General features: G+C 53.9%; 12 protein-coding genes. 3 read left to right on the top strand and 9 right to left on the bottom strand.

Going from position 1 to position 16,344, the window contains the following annotated elements:
- Positions 1 to 427 precede the first annotated feature (427 nt).
- Both malP and malQ read left to right on the top strand, forming a co-directional pair.
- Complete coding sequence (malP, locus tag WC7_RS03760) at positions 428 to 2,821, top strand: maltodextrin phosphorylase (RefSeq protein ID WP_016154809.1); 2,394 nt, start codon at positions 428 to 430, stop codon at positions 2,819 to 2,821.
- A gap of 9 nt (positions 2,822 to 2,830) precedes the next feature.
- The gene (gene malQ, locus WC7_RS03765) at positions 2,831 to 4,918 is read left to right on the top strand and encodes a 4-alpha-glucanotransferase (RefSeq protein ID WP_016154808.1); all 2,088 of its coding nucleotides are present in this window, start codon (positions 2,831 to 2,833) and stop codon (positions 4,916 to 4,918) included.
- Positions 4,919 to 4,998: 80 nt separating this feature from the next.
- Here the strand turns inward: malQ and gntT are convergent, their stop codons facing one another.
- The 3 genes from gntT to gntX form a co-directional block, all read right to left on the bottom strand.
- Positions 4,999 to 6,315: a gluconate transporter gene (gntT, locus tag WC7_RS03770; protein ID WP_003023507.1), complete on the bottom strand. Its 1,317-nt coding sequence runs from the start codon at positions 6,313 to 6,315 to the stop codon at positions 4,999 to 5,001.
- Positions 6,316 to 6,694: 379 nt separating this feature from the next.
- Positions 6,695 to 7,270 (bottom strand): Fe-S biogenesis protein NfuA, encoded by a 576-nt coding sequence (gene nfuA, locus WC7_RS03775; RefSeq protein WP_003023509.1) that lies wholly within the window; start codon positions 7,268 to 7,270, stop codon positions 6,695 to 6,697.
- 58 nt (positions 7,271 to 7,328) lie between these two features.
- Positions 7,329 to 8,012, bottom strand: coding sequence for a DNA utilization protein GntX (gene gntX, locus WC7_RS03780; protein WP_016154807.1), 684 nt, complete (start codon positions 8,010 to 8,012; stop codon positions 7,329 to 7,331).
- Between the two features lie 37 nt (positions 8,013 to 8,049).
- Here gntX and bioH point away from each other — a divergent pair, with 37 nt between their 5' ends.
- The gene (bioH, locus tag WC7_RS03785; protein ID WP_016154806.1) at positions 8,050 to 8,820 is read left to right on the top strand and encodes a pimeloyl-ACP methyl ester esterase BioH; all 771 of its coding nucleotides are present in this window, start codon (positions 8,050 to 8,052) and stop codon (positions 8,818 to 8,820) included.
- Positions 8,821 to 8,864: 44 nt separating this feature from the next.
- On the opposite strand, the gene WC7_RS03790 is transcribed toward bioH, so the two are convergent.
- The 6 genes from WC7_RS03790 to greB all read right to left on the bottom strand — a co-directional run bounded on the left by WC7_RS03790 (position 8,865) and on the right by greB (position 16,213).
- The gene (locus WC7_RS03790) at positions 8,865 to 9,827 is read right to left on the bottom strand and encodes an Rpn family recombination-promoting nuclease/putative transposase (RefSeq protein ID WP_016154805.1); all 963 of its coding nucleotides are present in this window, start codon (positions 9,825 to 9,827) and stop codon (positions 8,865 to 8,867) included.
- A gap of 236 nt (positions 9,828 to 10,063) precedes the next feature.
- Positions 10,064 to 10,300 carry a [Fe-S]-dependent transcriptional repressor FeoC gene (gene feoC / locus WC7_RS03795; RefSeq protein WP_003023516.1) on the bottom strand — a complete coding sequence of 79 codons (237 nt, stop codon included), beginning with the start codon at positions 10,298 to 10,300 and terminating at the stop codon, positions 10,064 to 10,066.
- An 11-nt stretch (positions 10,301 to 10,311) separates the two neighbouring features.
- Positions 10,312 to 12,630 carry a Fe(2+) transporter permease subunit FeoB gene (feoB, locus tag WC7_RS03800; RefSeq protein WP_016154804.1) on the bottom strand — a complete coding sequence of 773 codons (2,319 nt, stop codon included), beginning with the start codon at positions 12,628 to 12,630 and terminating at the stop codon, positions 10,312 to 10,314.
- An 18-nt stretch (positions 12,631 to 12,648) separates the two neighbouring features.
- On the bottom strand, positions 12,649 to 12,876 hold the full coding sequence (feoA, locus tag WC7_RS03805; RefSeq protein ID WP_003023519.1) for a ferrous iron transporter A: 228 nt from the start codon (positions 12,874 to 12,876) through the stop codon (positions 12,649 to 12,651).
- Positions 12,877 to 13,307: 431 nt separating this feature from the next.
- Complete coding sequence (locus tag WC7_RS03810; protein ID WP_016154803.1) at positions 13,308 to 15,641, bottom strand: Tex family protein; 2,334 nt, start codon at positions 15,639 to 15,641, stop codon at positions 13,308 to 13,310.
- Between the two features lie 98 nt (positions 15,642 to 15,739).
- Positions 15,740 to 16,213 (bottom strand): transcription elongation factor GreB, encoded by a 474-nt coding sequence (gene greB, locus WC7_RS03815; protein ID WP_016154802.1) that lies wholly within the window; start codon positions 16,211 to 16,213, stop codon positions 15,740 to 15,742.
- Positions 16,214 to 16,344: the final 131 nt, after the last annotated feature.

The raw sequence follows: 16,344 nt of genomic DNA, 5'->3' as shown, positions 1-16,344 counted from the left end.
CGTCGGTATTTTGGCTGAGCCGAAAAATACCTCCCTTTTTATAAGGTTACTCAGTTGCTTAATGTAAAGAGCCGAATTTTGTGGCCGACTTAAAAGTTTTATGTGAATTATCTTATCCACCTTGGATATTTCAGGTTAGAAACTATTTCTCTGTTTACAGATTGTTTCCCATCGTCACCCCTCTATTTGATATTGTCGATTTATCTCTTGTTATTAATGCGTCGTCCGTTGGGCATTACAGGGGCGTTATGCCGGACTTACGCGAATTTACGGGCGATAACACCCCCTTTAAGTGGCAGCGATCACACTTTTATGCTCATCCCCGCTCCTCCTCCCTGCCTAATCCGTGCCAGGATGAGGAAGGTCAACAACGAGCCTGGCAAACTAGCGATAACGTTGTTTTATTACCTAAGGATCTGGAACCCCTATGTCACAGCCTACTTTCAACAAAGATCAATTTCAGGCTGCCCTGACGCGTCAGTGGCAGCGCTTCGGTTTACTGTCGGCTCAAGAAATGACGTCGCGCCAGTGGTGGCAGGCAGTGAGTGGGGCGTTGGCTGAGTTACTCAGCGCCCAGCCTGCGGCGAAACCGGCAAAAAATCAGCGCCATGTTAACTACATCTCGATGGAGTTTTTGATTGGCCGTCTGACTGGCAACAACTTACTCAATCTCGGCTGGTATCAGGCGGTGAGCGATGAGCTGAAAGCGCATGACGTCAACCTGACCGACCTGCTGGAAGAAGAGATCGACCCGGCGCTGGGTAACGGTGGATTGGGGCGCCTGGCGGCCTGCTTCCTTGATTCGATGGCGACAGTCGGTCAATCGGCGACGGGCTATGGTCTCAACTACCAGTACGGCCTGTTCCGTCAGTCATTTGCCGATGGGCAGCAGATGGAAGCCCCGGATGACTGGCATCGCGGCAGCTATCCGTGGTTCCGTCACAACGAAGCACTGGATGTGCAAGTAGGGATTGGCGGCAAGGTCACCAAAGAAGGGCACTGGGAGCCGGGGTTTATTATCACCGGCCAGGCCTGGGATCTACCGGTTCTCGGCTACCGTAACGGCGTGGCGCAACCGCTGCGTCTGTGGCAGGCCAGCCACGCGCATCCGTTTAACCTGACCAAATTTAATGACGGCGATTTTCTGCGCGCAGAGCAGCAGGGCATCGACGCTGAAAAACTCACCAAAGTGCTGTACCCGAATGACAACCACACCGCGGGTAAAAAGCTGCGCCTGATGCAGCAATACTTCCAGTGCGCTTGCTCCGTAGCTGACATTCTGCGCCGTCATCATCTGGCAGGGCGTAAACTGCATGAGCTGGCTGATTTTGAGGTGATTCAGCTCAACGATACTCACCCGACCATCGCCATCCCTGAGCTACTGCGTGTGCTGATTGATGAGCACCAGATGAGCTGGGACGATGCGTGGGCTATTACCAGTAAGACCTTTGCTTATACCAACCACACTTTGATGCCAGAGGCGCTGGAGTGCTGGGACGAGAAGCTGGTGAAAGCACTACTGCCGCGCCATATGCAAATCATCAAAGAGATTAACGACCGCTTTAAGAAGCTGGTCGATAAAACCTGGCCGGGTGACGCTGAAGTTTGGGCGAAGCTGGCGGTGGTGCACAACAAACAGGTGCGTATGGCCAACATGTGTGTGGTCAGCGGCTTTGCGGTTAACGGCGTGGCGGCGCTGCACTCCGATTTGGTGGTGAAGGATCTGTTCCCGGAATATCATCAGCTCTGGCCGAACAAATTCCATAACGTCACTAACGGGATTACTCCGCGTCGCTGGATTAAGCAGTGCAACCCGGCACTTGCCGCGCTGCTGGATAAATCGCTGAAAAAAGAGTGGGCCAACGACCTCGATCAGTTGATTAACCTGGAAAAATACGCCGACGACGCGAAGTTTCGTCAGCAGTATCGTGACATCAAGCTGGCGAACAAAGTGCGTCTGGTGAAGTTTATTAAAGCGCGTACCGGTATTGAGATAACGACTAACGCTCTCTTTGATATTCAGATTAAACGCCTGCATGAGTACAAGCGTCAGCACCTCAACTTGCTGCATATTCTGGCGTTATACAAAGAAATCCGTGAGAACCCGCAGGCCGATCGCGTGCCGCGTGTATTCCTGTTTGGCGCGAAAGCCGCTCCGGGTTACTACCTGGCGAAAAATATCATCTTCGCCATTAACAAGGTTGCAGAAACCATCAATAACGACCCGCAAGTGGGCGACAAGCTGAAGGTCGTATTCCTGCCGGATTATTGTGTCTCGGCGGCGGAAATGCTGATCCCGGCGGCAGATATCTCTGAGCAAATCTCCACCGCAGGGAAAGAGGCTTCCGGCACCGGTAACATGAAGCTGGCGCTGAACGGTGCGTTAACCGTCGGTACGCTGGATGGCGCAAACGTCGAAATCGCCGAGAAGGTAGGTGACGAGAATATCTTTATCTTTGGTCATACCGTGGAAGAGGTGAAGGCGCTCAAGGCCAAAGGTTACGACCCGGTGAAATGGCGTAAGAAAGATAAAGTGCTGGATGCTGTTCTGAAAGAGCTGGAAAGCGGGAAGTACAGCGACGGCGATAAACATGCCTTCGACCAGATGCTGCACAGTATCGGCAAGCAGGGCGGTGACCCGTATCTGTTAATGGCGGACTTCGCGCCCTACGTTGAAGCCCAGAAGCAGGTTGACGTGTTGTATCGTGACCAGGAAGCCTGGACCCGGGCGGCGATTCTGAATACCGCGCGTTGCGGCATGTTCAGTTCGGATCGCTCCATCCGCGATTATCAGACTCGTATCTGGCAGGCGAAACGTTAAGGAATCGCGATGGAAAGCAAACGTCTGGATAATGCCGCGTTGGCGGCGGGGATCAGCCCCAATTACATTAATGCCCACGGTAAACCGCAGTCTATTGGCGTCGAAACCAAGCGGCGTTTGCTTGACGCTATGCATCGCTCCACCGCCACCGCTCAGGTGGCGGTGACCCCGGTGCCGAATGTCATGGTTTATACCGCTGGTAAGAAAATGCCGCTGGCAGTTGAGGGACGCGGAGAGTTTACCTGGCTGCTGACCACCGAAGAGGGCGTGCAGCACAAAGGGCATGCCGTCGGCGGTAAATCGTTCAACCTTCCGGCGAAGCTGCCGGAAGGGTATCACACGCTTACCCTCACCCAGGGGGAGTTGCGTACCCATTGCCGCATCATCGTTGCGCCGAAACGCTGCTATGAGCCGCAGGCTCTGTTAGCCGGGCAGAAGCTGTGGGGCGCATGCGTTCAGCTCTATACCCTGCGTTCAGAAAAAAACTGGGGGATTGGCGACTTTGGCGATCTCCGTGCCATGCTGGTGGAGGTGGCGCAACGCGGCGGCGCGTTTATCGGCCTGAATCCGATTCACGCGCTGTATCCGGCGAACCCGGAGAGTGCCAGTCCGTACAGCCCGTCGTCACGCCGCTGGTTGAACGTTATTTATATAGATGTGAACGCAGTAGACGATTTCCGCCTGAGTAAAGAGGCGCAGGCCTGGTGGCAGAAACCCGCGACTCAGCAAGCTCTGCAACGCGCGCGTGATACCGAGTGGGTTGATTATTCTGCCGTTACCGCATTGAAGATGACAGCGCTGCGTATGGCGTGGAAAAGCTTCTCTGCACGTGACGATGAGCAGATGGCGGCATTTCGTCAGTTTGTGATTCAGGAAGGGGATAGCCTGTACTGGCAGGCGGCCTTTGACGCGCTGCATGCACATCAGGTGAAAGAGGACGCACTGCGCTGGGGCTGGCCGGTGTGGCCGCAAGCTTTCCAGTCGGTGGATTCGCCAGAAGTAAAACGCTTTTGCGAAGAGCATCGTGATGAAGTGGATTTCTACCTGTGGTTGCAGTGGCTGGCGTATACCCAGTTTGCTGATTGCTGGAAAACCAGCCTGGGCTTTGCGATGCCGATTGGATTATATCGCGATCTGGCTGTCGGCGTGGCCGAAGGCGGGGCGGAAACCTGGTGCGACCGCGAGTTGTATTGCCTGAAAGCCTCGGTTGGCGCACCGCCGGATATTCTCGGTCCGCTCGGGCAAAACTGGGGATTGCCGCCGATGGATCCGCATATCATCACGGCACGCGCTTACGAACCGTTTATCGAACTGCTGCGTGCCAATATGCAGAACTGCGGTGCGTTGCGTATCGACCATGTTATGTCGATGCTGCGTCTGTGGTGGATCCCTTACGGTGAAACTGCCGATCACGGCGCCTACGTGCATTATCCGGTCGACGATCTGCTTTCAATTCTGGCGCTGGAAAGTAAACGTCATCACTGCATGGTAATTGGTGAAGATCTGGGGACTGTGCCGGTAGAGATCGTCAGCAAGCTGCGTGACAGCGGCGTGTACTCCTACAAAGTGCTTTATTTTGAGAATGACCATGAGAAAAATTTCCGCGCGCCGAAAGCGTACCCGGAACAATCAATGGCAGTCGCGGCGACGCATGACCTTCCTACGCTTAAAGGTTATTGGGATAGCGGCGATCTGACGCTGGGTAAGGCGCTGGGTCTGTACCCGGATGAAGTCGTGCTGCGTGGGTTGTATCAGGACAGAGAACTGGCGAAACAGGGGCTGCTGGACGCGCTGCACAAATACGGGTGCCTGCCAAAACGTGCTGGTCACAAGGCGTCACTGATGTCGATGACGCCGATTCTTAATCGCGGCATGCAACGCTACATCGCTGACAGCAACAGTGCGCTGTTGGGCCTGCAACCGGAAGACTGGCTGGATATGGCTGAGCCTGTCAATATTCCGGGGACCAGCAACCAGTACAAAAACTGGCGGCGTAAGCTCACCGCCACGCTGGAGCAGATGTTTGCCGATGACGGTGTGAACAAGCTGATTAAGGATTTGGATAAGCGCCGAAAAGCGGCCGCGAAGGAGAAGTAAAAAAGCCGGGGATTTCCCCGGCTTTTTTAGGGTGATAGCAGGTAGGCCGGGTAAGCGAAGCGCCACCCGGCACAGTTTTATCAGACCACCATACCCAGCAGCAGACACCCTACCAGACCGCAGACGGAGATAATGGTTTCCAGCATTGACCATGACTTGATGGTTTCACCGATGGTCAAGTTGAAGTACTCCTTGAACAGCCAGAAGCCCGGATCGTTCACGTGGGAGAAAATGACGGAACCGGAACCAACCGCAATAACCATTAGCTCAGGGCTTACGCCGGTCGTTGCAATCAGCGGTGCCACAATCCCACCAGCGGTGATCGCTGCAACGGTTGCGGAGCCCAGTGCGATACGCAGTACCGCAGCGATAGACCATGCCATCAGCAGCGGAGAAACGTTTGAACCGTGCATCATTGACGCGATGTACTTGTCCACGCCGCTATCCACCAGGACCTGTTTGAAGGCACCGCCACCACCAATGATCAACAGCATCATCGCGATGATTTTGATGGAGGACACCAGCGTGTCGTTGATCTGATCCATCGAACGTCCACGGTTCAGACCAAAAGTGAACATTGCAATCAGCACCGCGATAAGCGTTGCCATAACCGGGTCACCCAGGAATTCTGCCACCGTCAGGAAAGCGTGGCCTTTTGGCAGAATCATCTCCGCCACGGCGCGCATCGCCATCAGGATAACCGGTACCAGGGAGGTCCAGACGCTGACGCCAAAGCCAGGCATCTCTTCTTCAGTAAACGTTTTCGCGCTGTACAAACCTTCCGGGATTGGCTTATCGATGCCTTTCAGGAAGCGAGCGTACACCGGACCGGCGAGAATAACGGTCGGGATTGCCAGAATCGTACCAAACAGCAGGGTTTTACCCATATCTGCATGGAAAATGGTGGCAATAGCGGTCGGACCTGGGTGCGGCGGCAGGAAGCCGTGAGTTACGGACAGCGCAGCAGCCATCGGCACGCCAACATACAGCAGCGGGATGTTGGCAGCAGCGGCGATGGTGAACACCAGCGGCAGCATCAGCACGAAGCCGACTTCGTAGAACAGGGCAAAACCGACGGTGAAGCCGGTTAATACCACCGCCCACTGAATATGTTTTTTGCCGAATTTAGCAATCAGGGTGGTTGCGATGCGCTGTGCGCCGCCGCAGTCCGCCAGCATTTTGCCCAGCATGGCGCCAAAACCCATAATCAGGGCGAGGCTGCCAAGGGTTCCGCCGACACCGGCTTTAATCGAACCGATGACTTTATCCAGTGGCATCCCTTGCATCAATCCGACAGCAAGCGCCACCAGGACGAGAGCGATGAAACCGTTCATTTTGAAACGGATCATCAGGAGGAGTAACAAGATTACACCGATAGCAACGATGACTAATGGCATGATTTACCTGGCCTTTACTTTGTTATGGGTAACGTCAGTGTTTAGATGACAAATTCCGATTGTCCCGACCGGGAACAGAGCATTCTCAGCACCAATGCTGGTTGCCTTCAAAACTAATCAGTTTAGCTGGCTGTTATGTGTGTGTTAGGTGCTGATGCGAATGATACGGGTAACATGCGGCGCTTGAAAATCACCTGGGCAGGCAAAATTTAAATTATGAGAGGCTGGTCAAATTATGAGGGGGATTGTTGCAGGAAATATGCGGAGAAATGCAAGGTTGTAGGCCGGATAAAGCGATTACGCTGCCATCCGGCATCAATGCCCGATGGCGGCGCGGATGCGTCTTAACGGGCCTACGGAGATTCTACAGGTTGGGGCGTTAGTAGTAAGAGTGCTCGCCGCGCTGGTGTTCGGTTAAATCGCGAACGCCTTTCAGTTCAGGGAATTCAGCCAGCAGCTGCTTCTCGATACCTTCTTTCAGCGTTACATCTACCATTGAACAGCCGTTACATCCGCCGCCAAACTGCAGAATAGCGTAGCCTTCATCGGTGATTTCCATCAGAGAGACGCGACCACCGTGACCTGCCAGCTGTGGGTTGATCTGTGATTGCAGCATGTACTCCACGCGTTCCATCAGCGGCGCATCATCGGCAACTTTACGCATTTTGGCGTTTGGTGCTTTCAGGGTCAGTTGGGAGCCTAACTGGTCGGTAACGAAATCGATTTCAGCATCTTCCAGATACGGTGCGCTCAGTTCATCAACATATGCGGTCAGCAGGTCAAATTTAATGGCGGTGTCGGTTGCTTCCACGGCGTCCGGCGGACAATAAGAAACGCCGCATTCAGCGTTAGGCGTGCCGGGATTAATCACAAATACGCGGATTTGTGTCCCTTCTTCCTGATTTGCCAGCAGTTTGGCAAAGTGCGCTTGTGCAGCATCGGAAATATGGATCATAGTAATGGCCTAATAGTTGACTATTTTACTTGGTTATAATACGCCCATCATCGAGGCTCTACAAGGTTCGACACAGGCACCATACCTGGACAGTCGCCGCGCCGTTGCGTAAAAGCAGCTGCGCGATTTCCGCGACGGTACTTCCGGTAGTGACGACATCATCCACAATGACCATATGGAGTCCCTGCACTGGCAATTCAAGGCGAAAGGCGTTTTTCAGGTTACGTTTACGTAATCGGGCGCTGAGATGGTGCTGTGTGGCGGTTGCCCGAACCCGCGTGATGGCCCGGCTGTCCCAGTCGCAGCCTAGCCAGCGTGCCAGGGGACGACACAGTAAGTCGCTCTGATTAAACCCTCTGCGCCAGTGCCGGCGTTGCCAGAGCGGGACGCTGACGAGCCTGTCCGGCAGAGGAAGACCGCTGACGCGCCGGGCCTGTAATACCTCCAGCAACAACAAGCGTGAAAGAGCGGGGGCCATTTCGCCACGTCGGGAAAACTTGAGCTGATGGATAAGCCCGCTCAATGGCGGAGCATAGTCGCTGACGGTAACCAGTCGCTGCCACGGCGGTGGTTTTTGCAGACAGCGCCCGCAGGGAACGACGGTATGCGCGGCAGGGAGTCCACATTGAGGGCACCGGCTGACGTGCTGATGCGTTGCCCGTGTGCAGACTGAACAGATCCCCCAATGCCCTAACGTCAGGGGCATTCGGCATAGCCAGCACAATCCCGGTACTGTTAGCATAGAAGCATCCTTTCAGGCTAAAAGAGAACAATAACTGATGAATGACATCTGGTGGCAGACCCAGGGTTCGGGAAATTGCCATCTTGTGCTGCTGCACGGATGGGGACTGAATGCGCAAGTGTGGCATTGCATAAGCGAGGAATTGAGTTCGCATTTCACGCTGCATCTTGTCGACTTACCGGGATTTGGTCGCAGCCAGGGGTTCGGCGCAATGTCGCTGGAAGAGATGGCTGAGCGGGTAGTAAAACAGGCGCCGGAGAAAGCCATCTGGCTCGGCTGGAGTCTGGGCGGGCTGGTCGCAAGCCAGGTGGCGTTAACCCATCCTGAACGTGTTCAGGCGCTGGTGACCGTGGCGTCTTCCCCTTGCTTTAGCGCGCGCGACGAGTGGCCGGGTATCAAGCCAGAAGTGCTGGCAGGTTTCCAGCAGCAGTTGAGCGAAGATTTCCAGCGTACGGTGGAACGTTTTCTGGCGTTGCAGACGATGGGCACGGACACCGCGCGTCAGGATGCGCGGGCACTGAAGAAAACAGTTCTGGCGTTACCCATGCCGAATGTCGAGGTGCTCAATGGCGGACTGGAGATCCTGAAAACGGTCGATCTGCGTGAGCCTCTGTGCGCTGTGGACATGCCTTTTCTGCGGTTGTACGGCTATCTCGATGGACTGGTTCCGCGCAAAGTGGTCCCAATGCTCGATGCCCTGTGGCCGCATAGCGAGTCGTTGATATTTGCTAAAGCGGCGCATGCACCGTTTATCTCGCATCCTGCAGAGTTCTGTGCAGCGCTGGTGGCGTTAAAAAAACGCCTATAAATCTGTTGTGTTGCCCGGTAGAGCCACGCTTACCGGGCTTGAGATTAATGGCTGCGCGTAGCCAGATCCTCAGCGGTCAGGCCGGTAATTCTGAAGATGGTCAGCGGGTCGATACCATCAGCCTGCAGGGTTGATGCAATACGTAAAGCTTCCTCTCGTTTACCTTGTTGCAAGCCCGTTTGTAACCCTTCTTGTAATCCCTCTTGTAACCCTTTCATATGACCTTCCTGAAGACCATTAAGATGCCCTTCTTGTCGTAATCTTTCGGCGATAGTCATCAACTTTTCCTTATGTTGGGGTAAACGTTCGGCGACCTCATGAAGAAACGCGGTAAAATGTGCGGTGTCCCCGACCTGCATTAGATAATTAAACAAGGCTTTCAACTGGCTGTCATTAGCGTGTCCTTTAATAAGCAGGATGACCAGTTTTTCTACCAGCCCCATCAAATCGCGTTTACGAATATGTTTTTGGATGAGTTCCAACAGCGCCATCCGGCGATGCTGCATGATCTCGTCATCGGGAACCACGGTGATATCGATCAGTGGAAACGCTGCGGTATAAAGTTGTCTGGCGGCCTTTGGGTCGTCAAATTCGTCCAGCCAGCAGAGTGAGTAGGGGTATGGACTTGCCGCGCCATGATAAAAAAGCATGGGTATCACTAGCGGGAGTTTTTTGTGACCTGCCGCCAAATGACGATGCATGACCGCAATGGCATAACGCATCAGCCGAAATGCCATATGGGCATCGGCGGTGCTCTGATGCTCAATGATGGTGTAAATATAGCCATCGCCTTCGCGGGTTTTTAATGACCACAGCACATCGGAATAGTACGCGCGCAAATCGTCCTCTATGAAGCTGCCCGATTCCAGTTGTAGCGTGTTCAGATCGCACAGTTTTTGCAAAGAGGCTGGAAGATGGAGTCGAAGAAAGTCGCGTGCGGTAGCAGGGTGGTTTAAGAACGTTTTAAAAATCGCGTCATGCGGTGTAGCAGTCGTGTCAGTATTCATGGCGATCCGTCACCTGAGAAACAAGATGACGAGACTCTACTTCCCTGGTCGCCAGTAATCATTCACGAGTTGATAACGATGCGCGACAGGCTGGAGGATAGATCAGCTTTGCTGAAACAGAGACATCTTTGTGGAATCCATTACGCAAAAAGCCGGATATCAGCATAAACGCTTTATCCGGCCAGGACGTTTGCAGTCATTTTTAGACCGGAAGCGTAGCGCCATCCGGCATCGAACTAGCGCAAAGCCCACCACTCGCGCAGGCAGGCTTTACCTTCCGGACAACTCTTGCAGCTTCCGGAAAGACACCCGTCGGCATCTTCCTGAATCCGCACCGCTTTGCCCATCTTTTCTAACTGATTCAGCATGGCGTCAATCATGGGCTGCGGGGTGTGCAGCGTGTGGCTAATTTGAGTTGCCTCCATGCGTCCCCGCAAAGCCAATAAATCACGAACCTGAATAAGCGATGCCATTGTCGATAACCTTAGTGGCAGTCGCCAGTGGTGCTGGAACAGCAGGAGCTTGCCGTCCTGTTGGTCGCCAGCAGTGCGAGATCCACGCGACTGCGAGCTCGACGCAGCAGGCCCAGCAACACAATGTTAAACAGGATGACAGCTAAAATGCACACCAGGCTGTGGGTCGGGTGCTCTTTGTAGCTGACCGCCTGATAAAACAGCGTCGACAGAGAGTAGGCGATGTTCAGGCCCCACAGAATCGAGAAGCTCATCCAGCCACGGCTGGATTCACGTGCAATAGCGCCCATTACCGAAATACACGGCACATACAGCAGCACGAAAATCAGGTAGCTGTAAGCGGCGGCAGCACTGCCAAATTTTTCGCCCATCACGCCCATTGCACCCGTAGCCATTTCACCGTCGCCCTTGCTGGCTTCAATAGGGTTAGCCAGTACGCTCAGGCTGAAGGTGTCTTTCAGGCTTTGCCAGGTCTCATCTACCGCGCCGAGCAGCTCGTCACCGAGGTGGAAATCTGCCGGGTTGAACTCTTCTTCCTGAATGTTTTCTGCGGTATAGAGCGTGTTCAGCGTACCGACAACCACTTCTTTCGCCATCGCGCCGGTGAACAGACCTACGGTTGCCTGCCAGTTATCTTCGTGAACGCCAATCGGCTTGAAGATCGGCGTGATTACGCGGCTGACGGAGGCGAGAGCAGAGTCGTTGATGTTGTCGACGATTTTTCCGCTCAGCGAGAAACTGTTAAACGCGCTGAGGAAAATGCTGACGATGATGATGACTTTACCCGCACGCAGAACGAAGCCTTTCAGGCGTTGCCAGGTCTGAATAATCAGACTCTTAATGTGCGGCACGTGGTACACAGGCAGCTCCATCACGAACGGCGTTGCTTCGCCACGCATGATGGTGTGTTTGAGCATCAGACCGGTCAATACCGCCATAACGATACCCAGTACGTACAGTGAGAAGACCGCCAGCGCACCGTTCTGACCAAAGAACGCTGCGGCAAAGACGGCGAAAATCGCCAGGCGAGCGCCACAGGACATAAACGGTGCCATCATGATAGTCATCAGACGTTCACGCGGGGCGTCCAGCGTACGTGCGCCCATCACTGACGGTACGTTACAGCCAAAGCCGACGATCAGCGGGACAAACGATTTGCCCGGCAGTCCCAGCGCCTGCATCAGACGGTCCATTACAAACGCGGCGCGCGCCATGTAACCGGAGTCTTCAAGGAAGGAGAGGAACAGGTACATCATGCCGATTTGCGGTACCAGTGGCAGCACGGTGTTAATCCCGCCGCCAAGACCTTGCGCCAAAAAGATAGTGAGCCAGTCCGGGAAGTGCAGCGTGTAGCCAATCCACTGAATACCATGGATAAAGAGCGCTACGGAGCCGACGTCAAACAACGGTTGCAGCGCGCCGCCAATGTTGATGGCGAGCAGGAACATCAGGTACATCACGAACAGGAAAATCGGCAGCCCGAGGAAGCGGTTGAGGACGATTTTATCTACTGCGGTGGTGAAGCGGCTCGGCTCTGCCGTCAGGGTGTTGCTGACGGTATCGCAGATAGCTGCAATGCACTGATAGCGCGCATCGGCGATATGCAGTGCCGGATCGTCCATTGTCTCGCTCAGACGTGCAATGGCGGCATCAAGGTTTTGCGCGGCATCCCCCGCGTAGGCCCGGCTGTAGATATCGCCTTCCAGCATCTGCAGGCCCAGCCAGCGGCGCTGTTTTAACGGCATATCTTTGGCCATCGCATCGGCGAGGGAATCCGCTTCCTGCAGCAGCGGTTGGGCATAATGAACCAGCTCGACGGTGTCGTTTTCTTTGTAGCGATCGATCGCCAGTTTCAGCGCTTCAATGCCGCGGGCGCGGGTGGATACCAGCGGAACCACCGGGCAGCCAAGGCGAGCGGAGAGGGCATCGATATCAATACGGATTTGCTGCTTCTCGGCAATATCCAGCATATTCAACGCGACGATGCAGGGGATGCCCAGCTCAAGCAGTTGCAACGTCAGGTAGAGGTTGCGTTCAAGGTTTGAAGCATCGACCACGTTGATCAAGAGATCCGCGTCGCCGCTTAAAATATAGTGACAGGCGATCTGCTCATCGAGAGAGGTCTGGGATGAGATTGTCGTCAGAGAATAGGTGCCGGGTAAATCAACCAGCGTGACCTGGTGGTCCGTCGTTGCGAAATGACCTTCTTTACGCTCAACGGTAACGCCAGCCCAGTTGCCTACACGCTGGCGTGCGCCGGTAAGCTGGTTGAATAAAGTAGTCTTGCCGGAATTAGGATTGCCAATTAAACCAATGGTTAGTTTTTTCATTTTTATAGACTCACTGTATTAACAGGAAACCGCTTCCACTTCTAATAACGCCAGATCTTTCTTACGCAATACCAGACTTACGCGACGCGTTTCGATATGGATAGGATCGCCGAGTGGGGCGACGCGTACCACGTTGAAAGAGGAGCCGGGTAGCATGCCAAGTGACAACAGTTTCTGACGATAAGCCGGGCTGATTTCACGGGCAAAACCGGTAATTTTCCACGCACTGTCAGGAGTGAATTGCATAGGGACCTACTTATATCTCGCTAACTGGATGATTACCTCATGGGGCGGCAAGGCGGCATGAGGCCAGATGATTAGCCAACGTAAGGAAAGAGTAAATAATCAACAGATCAATGATAATGAGAATGGTTTCTATCATCAATAGAATAAATGTGACGGAATGTACAATTGGATAATAATTTGCGCCAATTTTGATATTCCTCAATATTTATTCTGGTTGAGAACGAATGATTCACGGAAATAATTAGTGAGGATCTTAATGTTTAATTAAGGTTTCATCTGTTAATGAAGTGATAAATATATGGCGGTAGAAAGCGGGAAATAGACTAAATATGCCGGATGGCGACGCTCACGCGTGTTATCCGGCTTACAAATTAATTGCAACAAGTTAGCCGGATAAGGAGGTTACACCCCCATCCGGCACAAAAGCCATACTAGCGTTTTTTACCCATTGCCGCCGCCAGCGCATCCATCATGGCGCTGTTACCCGCAGGCTGTGCGTCACGACCACGAGGTTTCGCGGCTTTTGGCGCCGGGCGATTGCTTTGAGTGCGATCGTTATTCCCGCCGCCGCGACGCGCATTGGTTTCACCCGGCTGCTCGTCCAGACGCATGGTCAGTGCGATACGCTTACGTTGCAGGTCAACTTCCAGCACTTTCACTTTCACAATGTCGCCCGCTTTCACCACGGTGTGTGGATCTTCGACGAACTTATTCGACAATGAAGAGATATGCACCAGACCATCCTGATGAACGCCAATATCAACAAACGCGCCGAAGTTCGTGACGTTAGTGACTGCACCTTCCAGAATCATTCCCGGCAGCAGATCGTTCATGGTTTCTACGCCATCAGCAAACTGCGCGGTTTTAAATTCAGGACGCGGGTCGCGGCCCGGTTTTTCCAGCTCTTTGATGATGTCGGTGACGGTCGGTACCCCGAAGCGTTCGTCGGTAAAATCGGCTGCTTTCAGATTGCGTAGTTCGTTGCTGTTGCCCATCAGGTCACGCAGCGATTGCTCGGTTGCGGCCAGAATGCGTTCCACAATCGGATAAGCTTCCGGGTGAACGGTAGAAGCATCCAGTGGGTTATCGCCATGGTTGATACGCAGGAAGCCCGCGCATTGTTCAAAGGCTTTTGGCCCCAGGCGGCTAACTTTTAGCAGTTGCTGACGGTTCTGAAACTGACCGTTCTCATCGCGCCAGGCGACGATGTTTTGCGCCATCATGCGCGTCAGGCCAGCAACGCGGGTCAGCAGCGGCACGGAAGCGGTATTCAGATCGACACCGACGGCGTTCACGCAGTCTTCCACCACCGCATCCAGCTTGCGCGCCAGCTGCGTCTGGCTTACATCGTGCTGATACTGGCCCACGCCGATAGATTTCGGATCGATTTTCACCAGCTCCGCCAACGGATCCTGCAAACGACGGGCGATAGACACCGCGCCACGCAGCGAAACATCGAGATCCGGGAACTCCAGCGCCGCCAGCTCGGAAGCAGAGTAAACCGATGCCCCGGCTTCGCTGACGATCACCTTCTGCGCGGTCACTTTCGGGAATTGTTTCTGTACGTCGAGGAAGAAACGCTCGGTTTCGCGCGACGCCGTGCCGTTACCAATCGCGACCAGCTCAACGTTGTATTTTTCACACAACGCCGCCACGGCAACGGCGGCTTTGGCTGCCTGGCCGGTATGCGGATAAATAGTGTCGGTCGCGACCAGCTTGCCGGTACCATCAACCACTGCCACTTTTACACCGGTACGCAGACCCGGATCGAGACCCATTGTGGCGCGCAGCCCGGCCGGGGCGGCCATCAGCAGGTCATGCAGGTTACGGGCAAAGACGTTGATCGCTTCATCTTCCGCACGTTCACGCACGGTACCCATCAGCTCAGTTTCAAGGTGCATCAGCACTTTGATGCGCCACGTCCAGCTAACAACGCCTTTACGCCAGCTGTCAGCGGGGGCGTTGTTCAGGCGCAGTCCCAGGTGATCCTGGATAATCTGCTCGCCGTGGCTCTCTTTTGGCGGCTCATCGAATTGCGGATCGGCATTTAGTGAAAGCTGCAATACGCCTTCGTTACGACCACGGAACATGGCCAGCGCACGGTGGGATGGAACGGTAGAAATAGGTTCGTGGTGATCGAAGTAGTCGCGGAACTTAGCGCCTTCCTCTTCTTTACCACTAACCACGGCGGCAACCAGATGGGCGTTTTTCCACAAATAATCACGCACTTTTGCCAGCAGCGCAGCGTCTTCGGCGAAGCGCTCCATCAGAATGTAGCGTGCGCCATCGAGGGCGGCTTTGGTATCGGCCACGCCGTTTTCAGCGTTGAGATATTTTGCGGCTTCGGTTTCCGGGTCATGGGACGGTTCGTTCCACAGCAGATCTGCCAGCGGCTCCAGTCCGGCCTCAATGGCTATCTGCCCACGGGTGCGGCGCTTAGGTTTGTACGGCAGATAGAGATCTTCGAGTTCGGTCTTACTTAACGTGCCGTTGATCGCGTTCGCCAGATCGTCGGTCAGTTTGCCTTGCTCGCCGATAGATTTCAGGATTGCCTGACGGCGGTCTTCCAGTTCACGCAGATATCCCAGACGGGTCTCCAGATTACGCAGTTGCGTATCGTCCAGACCGCCGGTGATTTCCTTACGATAACGTGCGATAAACGGCACGGTGTTCCCTTCGTCAAGCAGGCGAACGGCAGCTTCTACCTGTTCAGCACGAGCCTGAATTTCACCTGCGATAATGCGGCAGAAAGAATCATTCATCATGGATAGCTTCGTCTATAGGATAAAAAATCAGGGGATAGTTATACGGATTGACTGGCAAAAATGCCAGTCATCTACCGGGGCTTCGGATTGTTCCGGTCTCACTTAACGTATTCAATTTCGTTCACGTACCAGCTGGCTTCACCACCAGGGGTGTTGACTATCGCGAGATCGCCGACCTCTTTTTTCAGCAGCGCCCGCGCCATCGGTGAGTCGATAGAAATGTAATCTTTACGACCGAAGATCTCATCGTAGCCGACAATACGGAATTTACGGATGTCGCCATCGTCATTTTCTATCTCGACCCACGCGCCAAAGAAGACTTTGCCCTCTTGCTGCGGGGAGTAATCGACGATTTTCAAATTCTCCATGCACTTGGTCAAATAACGGACACGGCGGTCGATCTCACGCAGACGCTTTTTATTATACTGGTAGTCGGCATTTTCGCTGCGGTCACCCAGACTTGCGGCCCAGGTAACCTTTTTGGTGACTTCCGGGCGCTCTTCACGCCAGAGGTAATTCAGCTCTTGTTTGAGTTTTTCATACCCTTCGCGGGTTATCAGGGGCGTTTTCATCTTATTGTTTTACCTTCGACTCTGTGATGATGCGCACAATTAGTATTACGCGAGCATATCAACAGAATAAATAATGTATTGCGAGAAACATTGTATACTTAAGCTGCTGTTTAATATGCTTTGTAACAATT

The organism is Citrobacter sp. KTE151, assembly GCF_000398845.1.
Classification (GTDB): domain Bacteria; phylum Pseudomonadota; class Gammaproteobacteria; order Enterobacterales; family Enterobacteriaceae; genus Citrobacter; species Citrobacter braakii.
This window is presented reverse-complemented; position numbering and strand designations above follow the sequence as displayed.